This window comes from Testudinibacter sp. 'clade 2' (assembly GCF_006227735.1).
Classification (GTDB): domain Bacteria; phylum Pseudomonadota; class Gammaproteobacteria; order Enterobacterales; family Pasteurellaceae; genus Chelonobacter.
In genome coordinates, this window is record NZ_VDHB01000150.1 from 1 (window position 1) to 12,581 (window position 12,581).

Below are 12,581 nucleotides of genomic sequence, written 5' to 3' on the forward strand. Positions count from 1 at the left end.
TATTAAATCCGATAAGTATACTATATAAATCAGCCATATTTTAATACACTTACTTTAATCCCATTGCAGAGCAAAGATGAAGAAACCGTTACCTAGCTCACAATTTTTAAAATACTTAGCAATGTACTTACATATTTAATAAAAAATCGCGCTATGATAGAAAACGCTTTCATCTTTTCTGTTCCTGTTTTATAGGAGATTTGTAATCATGGTAACAATTCGTGACGTTGCTAAATTAGCCAATGTATCTGTGGCGACAGTTTCGCGGGTTTTGAATGCCCATCCGTCGATCAGTGATAAAACCCGACTGGCGGTGCTGGCGGCGGTGGAGGAGCTGGGCTACTATCCCAATGCCAATGCGCAAGCGTTGGCGACACAAAGCAGTGATACCATCGGTGTGGTTGTGACCGATGTCACCGACTCTTTTTTTGCGATTTTAGTTAAGGCAGTGGATCAGGTTGCCAGCGCACATCAACGCAATATTTTGATTGGGATAGGCTATCATAATCCGGAAAAAGAGAAACAGGCTATTGATTTATTGCTAAAAAAACGTTGTAACGCCCTTGTTGTGCATTCCAAAGCCTTGAGTGACGAGATGTTAAGCGAGTATTTGCAGCGCCATCCGGGCATGGTGATTATCAACCGCACGATTCCCGGTTTTGAGCAACGCTGCATCGCACTTGATAATGAGAAAGGAACCTATTTGGCGACCAATACGCTGATTAATCATGGGCATAAATATATCGGTTATATTGGTTCTAACCATCAGATCAATGATGAAATTGAACGCAAAAGTGGCTATTTGAAAGCACTCAGTGATCATGATTTGCCGATCATGCCACATGCTATTGCCAACTCTTCTCCGGACTATCAAGGCGGAGAGGAAACCATGATTAAACTGTTGAGTTATAATTCAAATTTAACTGCAGTAGTGTGTTATAACGATTCGATGGCAGCCGGTGCCTTGTCGATTTTGAATGAAAACAACATCAAAGTGCCGCAACAGTTTTCGCTGATCGGTTTTGATGATATGCCTCTGGCCAATTATTTAGTACCTAAGTTGACAACCATTCGCTATCCCATTGATTTAATGGCAACTTATGCAGCTGAATTGGCACTAAGCTTGGTCAATAAAGCCCTTGCTTCACCTGAAAATGTCACTTTTAATCCGACTTTGGTCAAACGTTTTTCGGTGAAATCGATTTAAACTAAGTTAAAAAAATGTGATCTGAGCCTCATATTTCTTAATTTAATGATGTAATCGTTTTCATAATGTGAATAGGATCACATACTTTTTTCTTTTCCTTGCGTATCCTTACAACCGACATTATCGCATATAGGCAGATAATACTCTGAGTATCGGTTGCAGTTGATCCGTCAATTATTCATTGACCCCGAAATTGCCCGATGGCATTTATCTTTATATAACAAAGATGGAGAGAATCACCATGAAAAAAACCGTATTAACTTCAATCGCACTGGCTGTTGGATTTGGTATTGCCGCCACCTCTGCCCAAGCAGCAAACCGTGTCGGTGTAACCATTTACAAATATGATGACAACTTTATGTCTTTAATGCGCCAAGAAATTGAAAAAGAAGCAAAAGCATTGAAAGACATTGAATTATTGATGAATGACTCGCAAAACGCTCAATCTATTCAAAACGACCAAGTTGACGTTCTGATCTCCAAAGGGGTGAAGGTGTTGGCAATCAATCTGGTTGACCCTGCTGCTGCACCGACCATCATCAAAAAAGCGTCTGAATACGATATTCCTATCGTTTTCTTCAATAAAGACCCTGGTCAAGCGGCAATTGATAGTTATGACAAATCCTACTATGTGGGTACCGATCCGAAAGAATCCGGTGTCATTCAAGGCGATTTGATCGCCAAACAATGGAAAGCCAATGCCGCTTGGGATTTAAATAAAGACGGTAAAATTCAGTATGTATTGCTGAAAGGCGAACCAGGGCACCCGGATGCGGAAGCGCGTACCAAATATGTAATTGAAGAGATCAATGCTCAAGGCATTGCAACCGAGCAACTGTATATCGATACCGGTATGTGGGATGCCGCAATGGCAAAAGATAAGAGCGACGCTTGGTTGTCCGGTCCGCATGCCAATAACATTGAAATGATTATTTCTAACAATGACGGTATGGCAATGGGGGCATTGGAAGCGGCGAAATCTCACGGTAAAAATCTGCCGGTATTCGGGGTAGATGCGTTGCCGGAAGTGCTGCAATTGATTAAATCCGGAGCCATCGCCGGAACCGTGTTGAATGATGGTGTCAACCAAGCCAAAGCGGTAGTTCAATTGTCCGATAATCTGGCAAACGGCAAAGCGGCAACCGAAGGGACCAACTGGAAACTGGAAAACCGTGTAGTTCGTATTCCTTATGTCGGTGTTGACAAAGATAACTTAGAAAACTTTTTAAAATAAATACTACGTTGTAATCCGGGGAGGGGTCACCCTCCCCCTTGCCGCTTGAGGTTGGATATGAGTACAGAACAATCCACACAAACTGAATCAGTGCAAACTGAACATCAAATTTTATTGGAAATGAAAGGGGTCAGCAAAACGTTCCCTGGCGTAAAAGCGCTCGACAATGCTAATTTGACAGTGCGCTCGCATTCGGTTCATGCCCTGATGGGGGAAAACGGTGCCGGAAAATCTACATTGCTAAAATGCCTTTTCGGGATCTATGCCAAAGATGAGGGCGAAATCCTTTTTCTTGGAAAACCAATTAATTTTAAAACCTCAAAAGAGGCGCTGGAAAACGGCATTTCGATGGTACACCAGGAGCTTAATCTGGTTAAACAAAGCAGTGTGATGGATAACCTGTGGTTAGGACGCTATCCGATTAAAGCCGGATTGGTCGATCACACCAAGATGTATAACGATACCAAAGCCATTTTTAAAGAATTAGATATCGATATCGATCCCAAAATGAAAGTGGGCAAACTTTCAGTTTCCCAAATGCAGATGATCGAAATCGCCAAAGCATTCTCCTATAATGCCAAAATCGTGATTATGGACGAACCGACTTCTTCCCTGTCGGAAAAAGAGGTCAACCATCTATTTTCAATCATCGCAAAATTGAAAGAACGAGGCTGTGGCATTATTTATATTTCGCACAAAATGGACGAAATTTTTAAAATTTGCGACGAAGTGACCGTGCTGCGTGACGGGAAATGGATTAACAGCATTCCGGTCAAAGGCGCCACCATGGACGGCATTGTTGCCATGATGGTCGGTCGCGAGCTAACTCAACGCTTCCCGCCAAAAATCAATCAGCCGAAAGAGGTGATCTTAACGGTCGAGAATCTGACCGCACTTAATCAACCTTCGATTAAAGATGTCAGCTTCGAACTGCATAAAGGCGAAATTTTAGGTATTGCAGGCTTGGTCGGCGCTAAACGGACCGATATTGTCGAAACTATTTTCGGCATCCGTGAGAAAAAGAGCGGTGTGGTCAAACTGCACGATAAAGTGATGCGCAACAAAACCGCACTTGAAGCCATCAATAACGGTTTTGCCTTGGTGACTGAAGAGCGACGTTCAACAGGGATTTATTCCAATTTAAATATTGAATTTAATTCCTTGATTTCAAATATTAAAGCTTACATGTCAAAATTCGGCTTACTCAGTAACGCAAAAATGAAAAGTGATACCCAATGGGTTATCGATTCGATGAATGTGAAAACGCCTTCGCATAAAACCAATATCGGCTCACTTTCCGGCGGTAATCAGCAAAAAGTGATTATCGGACGTTGGCTATTAACTCAGCCAGAAATCCTGATGTTGGACGAACCGACCCGTGGTATTGATGTTGGCGCAAAATATGAGATTTATCAATTAATTATGGAGCTGGCAAAAAAAGACAAGGGCATTATCATTATCTCGTCCGAAATGCCGGAACTATTGGGGATCACTGACCGGATTATGGTGATGAGTAACGGCAAACTCGCCGGCACTGTCAATACCAAAGAGACATCGCAGCAAGAAATTTTACAGCTTGCCGCTAAATATTTATAACCGTTTATAAAAATAAGAGAAGGGATAAAATCATGGCTGAATTAGGAAGAAACAAATCTCTTGATTTCCTGAAACAAAATGCAATTTACTTCGTTCTGCTGATTTTGCTGGCGATTATCATCGCACAAGACTCCAGCTTCTTGAGCTTAATCAACTTCAGTAACATTCTGACCCAATCTTCGGTCAGACTCATTATCGCCCTTGGGGTCGCCGGATTATTGGTAACACAAGGTACCGATTTATCCGCCGGTCGCCAGGTCGGCTTGGCGGCGGTAGTTTCCGCCACCTTGCTGCAAGCTATGGATAACGTCAACCGAGTCTTCCCGAATTTAACCGAAATTCCAATTCCGGTGGTGATTCTGGTGGTCTGTGCAATTGGTGCCATTATTGGTTTGATGAACGGTTTCATCATTGCAGTCTTGAACGTAACACCGTTTATCGCCACGTTAGGCACGATGATCATCGTTTATGGGATCAACTCACTGTACTACGATGCGGTCGGCTCTTCACCGATCGCCGGTTTTAACCCAACTTTCTCAGCCTTTGCGCAAGGGTATTTCAGGTTTGGGCAGTTCAGGCTCTCCTATATCACGATATATGCGATCCTTGCCACCATCTTAGTTTGGATTATGTGGAATAAAACTCGCTTCGGCAAAAACATTTTCGCTATCGGTGGCAATCCGGAAGCCGCTCGGGTATCCGGGGTGAACGTAACCCGTAACTTGGTGGTGATTTATATGATCGCCGGGATGTTCTACGCTTTTGGCGGTATGTTGGAAGCCGGACGGATCGGCAGTGCCACCAATAACCTCGGCTTTATGTATGAATTGGATGCCATTGCTGCCTGTGTGGTTGGTGGCGTCTCGTTCGCCGGTGGTGTCGGCACAGTTATCGGCGTAGTCACCGGGGTGTTAATCTTCACCGTGATTAACTACGGTTTGACCTATATCGGGGTGAACCCATATTGGCAATATATTATTAAAGGTAGCATCATTATCTTGGCAGTCGCCATCGACTCCTTGAAATATGCGAAGAAAAAATAAGTAAAATAGCAGCACTAGCAAAATAAACCGTACCGGGTTCTTCCTCTAGCTCGGTACGGTTTTTTAATTGAACTAAAAGCTGTTAATCGTTGCTACTTGCCGATGCCGTACTGTTTTAATTTATTGGCAATGGTGGTGTGGGAAATGCCTAAACGGTTTGCCAGTTTACGAGTGCTGGGATAAACATTATAAAATTGTTTGAGTACACCGGATTCAAATTGATTGATAATTTGCTCCAGACTTAAGCCTTCATACTCGCTCAGCACCCACTCTGCACTGTTCACTTTGCCGCTGAAATCCGGCAGCGGTAACTGTTGCTCGGCTTCCATCGAAATCACACTGCGATACAGCAGATTATACAACTCGCGAATATTGCCCGGCCAATGATAAGCGGTCAGGCTGTCTAAATAGCGGTTATCATAATTTGGAACCGCAATCTGTAATTGTTGGCAGATTTTCGCCAGAAAAAACACCACCAAGTGCGGTATGTCCTGTTTATGTTGGCGCAACGGCGGAATATTCAGGCTCAACACGTTTAAACGATGGTATAAATCCTCACGCAATTCGCCTTTTTCTACATAATAAGCCAACGGTTTCTGCGAAGTGCAAATCACCCGCACATCGGCGCAATGCTCTTGCTCCTCACCGACACGACGATAACTGCCGTCGTTCAAAAAACGCAGCAGTTTTGCCTGCAAACTTAAAGACAGTTCATTGATCGAATCCAATAATACCGTGCCGTTATTGGCATATTCAAAAAAACCACAGCTGCTGTTGCCGTGCGTACTGTCGCCAAACATCTCTTGTTCTGCCGCCTCCGGCGGTAAACCGGCACAATTGACTGCAATAAATTTCTCCGCATGGCGTTTGCTCCATTGGTGACACAATTTAGCCAGCAGATCCTTACCTGTGCCGGTTTCTCCTTGGATTAACAGTGGCGCATCTGAACGAGAAAATTGATTTAATTGCCGTAAAAGTTGCTGCATTTCAACGCTTTCTGCGACCACTTCAGCCAATATTTCCGCCGGCGGCAATACCGATTGTGCGTTGTTTTTATTTAACATCATAAATACTCTTACCCTTAAGCCAAGCGGTTTAAAAAACGGTAGAACAAACTGTGTGAATCATTTGCCAGTGTCGCATAACTACCCTGCTCTTGTAAGCGACCACTGTCAATGACACAAAGGCGATCAAATTTCTCCAACGCCGTCAATCGATGCGTCACCATAATCAAGGTTTTATCACGGCAATGTGCCAAAATCAAATTCAGAATTTGCCGTTCAGTTTCACGATCCAAACCTTCGGTCGGTTCATCAAGCAACACAATCGGGCTGTTGTTTAACAATACCCTGGCCAATCCCAAACGGCGCTGCTCGCCACCTGAAAGCGGACGCCCGCCATCACCTAACCACAAATTCAGACCTTCGCTTTGCTCACTCAAATGCCCCAAGCCAACTTGATGCAGCACTGTCAGCATTTGTTGCGCGCTTGCCTGTCCGTTTGCCAGTTGTAAATTATCACGCAAAGTGGCACTGAACACATACACCCGCTGGCTTAAAAAACAGAATTGTTGTCGTAAAAAAGCTTCCGAATAACAGCTTAGATCTTGCCCTGCTAACCGCACTTTGCCTTGTTGCGGATCATAATTGCGTACTAACAGTTGTAGCAAACTGGATTTTCCACTGCCGGTTTTTCCCAATAAGGCAATCTTTTCCCCAGCCGTCACCTGCCAATCGATCCCCTGCAACACCGCCGCTGAAACCGCACTTTGCTGAGCTGTTGCCGATTCGCTCGCTTCCGGATAAGTAAAAGTCACGTTCTCGACAGCCAACAACGTTTCGTTATCCGCAAATTCTGACTGTTGCCCGTCAAATAACACCAACGGTTGCTGTTGAATGATGTCATTCACACGCTCTGCGGAACTGATCACCTGCCCCAAGCGCAAAAAAGCGGCGCCAAGCGGCATTAAAATCTCAAATGAAGCCAGCGCTGAGAAGGTGAACAGTGCAATATTAGCCAAGCGCAAATAGCTTTGATCGGCAAAATCAGTTCCACCGGCCAGCCATAACATCACCACTAAAATCGTGCCATTACCCAGCAACAACAACGCCGCCGCTAAGCCGCTTAAATTTGCTTCTTTGGCTTGCCACTGCTGCCATTGTTGCTCACTATGTTGCAAGTTTTGCCGCTGTGTCGCTTCAACATTAAACAACAATAATTCTGCTTGATTTTGCAGCCAATCGAGAAAACGTACCCGATAATGCGCACGTTCTTGTACCAGTTGCTCGCCAAATTTTTTGCCTAATTGATAAAATAGCAATGGAATTAAAATCAATAGTGCAAATAAGGTCAGCGCAAGAAACGATGCCAACGAGCGATCAATCAGACTCAGTCCTAAAAACAGAAACAGAATCACCATCGCCGCACTGATAAACGGTGCGACCAGCCGTAAATACAGACTATCCAACGTGTCTACATCAGCGACCAACCGATTCAGCAAATCGCTGTTGCGATAGCGCGCCAACACCGCCGGCGAAAGCGGGATCAAGCGTTTAAACACCGCCGTCCTCAGCCGCGCAATCACCCGAAAGGTCGCATCATGGGTCACAACCCGTTCAAAATACCGAAGTGCGGTGCGCCCGATGGCCAAACCACGCACACCGGCAGACGGGTAGAAAAAATTGAATAAAATATTTGCACCAGCCAGCGAAGCCGCCGCCAAAAACCAACCGGACAGCGTCAGCAAGCCGACACTTGCCGCCAGTCCACATATCATCAACACAACACCGAACAGTAATCGGAAAGCGGTATATTTAAACATCGCCAAAAAAGGCAATAGCGTACGCATCTTAATCTCTCCGTTAATCAATTGCCTGTCGGCGTTCACTTAATAACTCGGCAAAATAGCCGTCTTGCCGGCGTAGTTCAGCAAAAGTTCCCTGTTGCACGATGGCACCTTGCCGCATCACCCAAATTTGGTCAGACTGCTGCAAGTCTTCAATGCGGTGGGTCACCATAAGCGTCGTTTGCTGACGGCTGGCCTGTTGCAGCGTATTCAAAACCGCACTTTCAGAGGTCGCATCCAAACTGGCAGTTGGTTCATCAAGCAGCAGCAATTTAGCATGGCGTAATAGCGCTCTGGCAATCGCTAAACGCTGCGCCTGTCCGCCGGACAGACCCAAACCGCCTTCACGAATCAAATAGTCCAAACCTAATTTATCAGTAAACTCTTGCGCATAAGCAGATTGTAGCGCCTGTTGCAACTGCTGCTCACTGGCTTTGGGATTGCCCAACAATAAATTTTCCCGAATGCTACCCGGCAACAGCAAGGGATTTTGTCCGACCCAGGCAATTTGTTGTCGCCATTGCTGTAGATTCAACTCACGTATTTCAATGCCGTTGACTTGCAAGCTGCCACGATACGGCAAAAAACCGAGCAATACATTCAGTAACGAACTTTTGCCTGCGCCACTCTGCCCGATCAACGCCACGCTTTGTTTAGACGATAGCGTGAAATTCAGTGGCTGGCTTAACGGTTGCCCCTGTGGGCTAAGAATCTGTAGTTGTTGTGCCGTAATGCTAACCGTTTGATCAGTAATAATGTTATCGCTTTGTTCTGCTTGCACCGTCAAAAAATCTTGTGCTAGAAAATCTTCAATCGCATCCGCCGCCGCAACCGCAGCAGCACGATCGTGATAGTAGGTGCCGAGATCACGCAGTGGCTGATAAAATTCCGGTGCTAAAATTAGGCTGAAAAAACCAACAAATAGCGCTAACATCACGCCACCACTGCCAAAGCTAATTTGTCCTAAATAGCTGAAACCAAAATAGACTGCCATCATCGCAATGGAAATCGAGGTAAAAAACTCCAAAACCGCAGAAGACAAGAACGCAATTTTCAGTACATCCATGGTACTGCGACGGAATTCATCGGCAGCCTGATTCATACTCTGTAGCGTCTGTTCAGTGCGCCCAAACAAGCGCAAGGTTTCTAAACCACGCAAGCGATCCAAAAACTGACCACTCAACCGTCCTAGTATAGTAATGTTGCGTTGGCTGGTTTCTGCCGCTTTCAAGCCAACCAATGCCATAAAGATTGGGATCAACGGCGCAGTAAACAATAAGATCAAGGCGCTAACCCAGTTGATCGGGAAAACGGCAATCAGAATAATCAAGGGGATCAACAGTGATAGAAATTGTTGACTAAGATAGCGGGCATAGAAGTTGTGTAAGTTTTCCACTTGTTCCAGCACAATCGTAGCCCAAGTGCCGCTCGGATAAATTTTCATGGCGACCGGCCCGACCGCACTTAATTTATTCAGCACTTGCTGACGAATGGTGTGACGCAAACGCTGCCCGGCATAGAATCCCAAGCGTTCACGCCAATAAAGAATAATCGCTCGAACCACAAAAATGCCGAACAAGCCGATAAATGCACTGAGAAATTGTTGGCGTGGTTGTTGTTGAATAATAAAACCGTCCAAGATCATCGCCAGCAACCAAGTTTGTCCGATCAACAAAACCGCACTTAAACAGCCAAGTAGGATATTAAAATACAGCGGAGCTTTAATTATTTTTTGTTGTTGACGCAGCCACTTGGCAACGACTTTCTGCCGAGCCTTATTCATCAAAAGTCCTTAAAAAAACAAAAGCATAGCAACTGCTATGCTCTATCTCGATTAAACGGATTAATTTTCCAATGCGTCCAGATAACGTTCCGCATCCAGTGCTGCCATACATCCGGTGCCAGCAGACGTGATCGCTTGGCGATAATTGTGATCCATCACATCACCGGCAGCAAAGACACCCTCAACAGAAGTGGCGGTAGCATTACCTTCTAATCCGGATTTCACCACGATATAGCCGTTGTTCAACGCCAGTTGTCCATCGAAAAGTGCGGTATTCGGTGAATGGCCGATTGCTACAAATACACCGTCCAATTTGATGTCTTCAGTCTGAGGCGATTCCGTATCCTGCACACGAATGCCAGTAACCCCCATTTCATCGCCCAACACTTCTTGTAACGTGCGTTTGGTGTGCAGTACGATTTTGCCTTCTTCGACCCGTTTCATCAGCCGATCCAACAAAATTTTCTCACTGCGGAATTGATCACGACGATGCACCAAATGCACTTCAGAGGCAACATTCGCCAGATACAGTGCCTCTTCCACTGCCGTATTGCCGCCACCAATCACAGCGACCGGTTTGTTGCGATAGAAAAAGCCGTCGCAAGTGGCACAAGCGGAAACACCACGCCCTTTATAGCTCTCTTCACTCTCCAGCCCTAAATATTTGGCCGAAGCGCCGGTAGCGATAATCAACGCATCACAGGTGAAACTCTGGGTATCGCCGCTCAATTTAAACGGGCGCACACTTAAATCCACCTGATTGATATGGTCAAACACAATTTCGGTATTAAATTTTTCTGCGTGTTGCAACATGCGCTGCATCAATTCCGGCCCAGTGGTGTCGCCATAATCCCCCGGCCAGTTTTCAATTTCCGTGGTGGTGGTCAACTGTCCACCCTGTTGCAGCCCCGTCACCAACACCGGATTTAAATTTGCCCGTGCGGCATAAACCGCTGCGGTATAGCCCGCCGGTCCGGAACCTAAAATTAATAATTTGCAATGTTTAACTGTCATTCTCTGACTCCATTTTCTCTTTTTGAATGGCATTATTATAGCGAAAAGCCGTCAATTCGCCATTGAATTTGTTGCCATTGGTTGTGTTGGATCCAAACCCTAATACAGCAAGGAGTAAAGCAAGCGACGATATTTGTTGGTCACCGGATCGCTGTTGCCGATTGCCGCCAGAATCGAGAGATATTGCTGTTTCAACTCGCCGTTTGCTACACTGAGATCCTGCTTTAAAAAGCCGAACAGTAACGCTAACGCCTCTTCGTTGCGCCCAGCTTGATGGAGTTGCAACGCCAATTTCAAGGCGATTTCAGGGTTTGGATTACGGCTGAAATCCTGTTGCAGTTGCTGAATTTCCGGTGTGTCTGCTGCTTGAATCAATAATTCGATTTGCGCCTGTAACCCTTGCCAACGGCTGTCGCGATCTTGAATCGGGATATGGTTTAAAATCTCTTGTGCGGCTTCGGTATTTTTGATTGCGATATAGGTTTCGGCATACAACAGCGCAATTTCACTGTTTTTACGATCCGACAAACTCCACGCCTCTTTCAACAACGGCAGCGCATGGTCGTAATCTTCCGCTTGCAGGTAGTCCAGTGCCTGATTAAATTTTATCTCTTCTTCTCGCGGTAAAATCAACGCCAAGCGGGTTTTCAGCTCTTCCTCCGGCAGCACGCCGGGAAAAGCGTCTATCGGTGCGCCGTCTTTAAACAGATAGGTGGTCGGTACCGCTTGAATTTGGAATTGACGCACAATGGTCTGTTGTTGCTCACAATTGACTTTCACCAATACAAATGCGCCATTATGCTGCTCCGCCAGACGCACTAAAAGTGCGGTAAAGTTTTCTGAGGCGGTATCGCCCGGCATATAAAAGCTGAATACCAATGGAAACTGCTGGCTAAGCTGAAGCACTTCATTAAAATTTTGTTCAGTAATATCAATCAGGTAGTCTTTATTATTCATCTTATCGAGCCTCTCATATAAATTTTGCTTTATTTTTGCGTTTGTTGTTCATCTGCAAGTTACTTCACTGAACGCCGCCCCAAAAACGAGTGTGACAAGGTAGTACCGTCCACGTTTTCCAGCTCACCGCCCACCGGAATACCGTGGGCAATGCGAGTGACATGAATGTCATATTGTCGGCAAAGTTCAGCAATATAATTTGCCGTTGCATCACCTTCTACCGTGGGGTTGGTTGCCAAAATCACTTCTTCAAAGTTTTCTTGTTGCAAGCGCTGCTGTAACAAGTCTAGCCCGATATCGCGCGGTCCGATGCCATCTAGCGGTGAAAGATGTCCCATCAGCACAAAATAGCGGCCGGAATATTGTCCGGTCAGTTCTAGGGCTTGAATATCAGACGGCATTTCAACCACACACAACTGACGGTTCTGCTGACGCCGAGGATTTTTACAAATTGCACAGCACTCTTCCTCAGTAAAGGTGCGGCACTGACTACAATGCCCAATCTTGCTCATGGCTTCCTGCAAGGCTTGCGCCAAATTAATACCGCCACTGCGATTATGCTGCAATAGATGGTAAGCCATACGTTGTGCCGATTTAGGTCCGACGCCAGGGAGGCAACGCAGCGCCTCCATTAAGTGTTCCAATAGTGGACTAATTTGCATTTTAAGCTTATTCGCTGATTTTTAATAAACAAACCGCACTTTAAAGTGCAATTCAGGCTGCTGACAAAGGCGAAAACGCACAATATTTATGGTAAAAGTAGGGGCGGATTATATATCCGCCCGAACTGGATGCTGGTCTTTTCCTTTGTAGATTAAGTACTTATGTCGAACTTCGCAAACGGGCGGATATATAATCCGCCCCTTGTATATTCAAAATAAAGTATACTAGCAACACAGCAC

10 protein-coding genes are annotated in these 12,581 nt (G+C 45.4%); 4 read left to right on the plus strand and 6 right to left on the minus strand.

Annotated elements, in window-relative coordinates:
* Nucleotides 1-208 precede the first annotated feature (208 nt).
* From FHQ30_RS11020 to mglC, 4 genes are all read left to right on the plus strand, one after another.
* The gene (locus FHQ30_RS11020) at nt 209-1,207 is read left to right on the plus strand and encodes a substrate-binding domain-containing protein (RefSeq protein ID WP_139612184.1); all 999 of its coding nucleotides are present in this window, start codon (nt 209-211) and stop codon (nt 1,205-1,207) included.
* Nucleotides 1,208-1,448: 241 nt separating this feature from the next.
* Nucleotides 1,449-2,441 (plus strand): galactose/glucose ABC transporter substrate-binding protein MglB, encoded by a 993-nt coding sequence (mglB, locus tag FHQ30_RS11025; protein ID WP_139612185.1) that lies wholly within the window; start codon nt 1,449-1,451, stop codon nt 2,439-2,441.
* Nucleotides 2,442-2,498: 57 nt separating this feature from the next.
* Nucleotides 2,499-4,037: a galactose/methyl galactoside ABC transporter ATP-binding protein MglA gene (gene mglA, locus FHQ30_RS11030; RefSeq protein ID WP_139612186.1), complete on the plus strand. Its 1,539-nt coding sequence runs from the start codon at nt 2,499-2,501 to the stop codon at nt 4,035-4,037.
* Between the two features lie 32 nt (nt 4,038-4,069).
* Nucleotides 4,070-5,080 carry a galactose/methyl galactoside ABC transporter permease MglC gene (gene mglC, locus FHQ30_RS11035; RefSeq protein WP_132967174.1) on the plus strand — a complete coding sequence of 337 codons (1,011 nt, stop codon included), beginning with the start codon at nt 4,070-4,072 and terminating at the stop codon, nt 5,078-5,080.
* Nucleotides 5,081-5,172: 92 nt separating this feature from the next.
* Here the strand turns inward: mglC and FHQ30_RS11040 are convergent, their stop codons facing one another.
* The 6 genes from FHQ30_RS11040 to recR form a co-directional block, all read right to left on the minus strand.
* The gene (locus FHQ30_RS11040; protein WP_139612187.1) at nt 5,173-6,147 is read right to left on the minus strand and encodes a sigma 54-interacting transcriptional regulator; all 975 of its coding nucleotides are present in this window, start codon (nt 6,145-6,147) and stop codon (nt 5,173-5,175) included.
* Nucleotides 6,148-6,161: 14 nt separating this feature from the next.
* On the minus strand, nt 6,162-7,928 hold the full coding sequence (cydC, locus tag FHQ30_RS11045; protein ID WP_139612188.1) for a heme ABC transporter ATP-binding protein/permease CydC: 1,767 nt from the start codon (nt 7,926-7,928) through the stop codon (nt 6,162-6,164).
* 13 nt (nt 7,929-7,941) lie between these two features.
* Nucleotides 7,942-9,708 (minus strand): heme ABC transporter permease/ATP-binding protein CydD, encoded by a 1,767-nt coding sequence (gene cydD / locus FHQ30_RS11050; RefSeq protein WP_139612189.1) that lies wholly within the window; start codon nt 9,706-9,708, stop codon nt 7,942-7,944.
* A 60-nt stretch (nt 9,709-9,768) separates the two neighbouring features.
* Nucleotides 9,769-10,722: a thioredoxin-disulfide reductase gene (gene trxB, locus FHQ30_RS11055; RefSeq protein ID WP_139612190.1), complete on the minus strand. Its 954-nt coding sequence runs from the start codon at nt 10,720-10,722 to the stop codon at nt 9,769-9,771.
* A 99-nt stretch (nt 10,723-10,821) separates the two neighbouring features.
* Nucleotides 10,822-11,679, minus strand: coding sequence for a co-chaperone YbbN (locus tag FHQ30_RS11060; protein ID WP_139612191.1), 858 nt, complete (start codon nt 11,677-11,679; stop codon nt 10,822-10,824).
* Nucleotides 11,680-11,738: 59 nt separating this feature from the next.
* Entirely contained in the window at nt 11,739-12,341 is a 603-nt protein-coding gene (recR, locus tag FHQ30_RS11065) for a recombination mediator RecR (protein ID WP_139612192.1), read from the minus strand.
* Nucleotides 12,342-12,581: the final 240 nt, after the last annotated feature.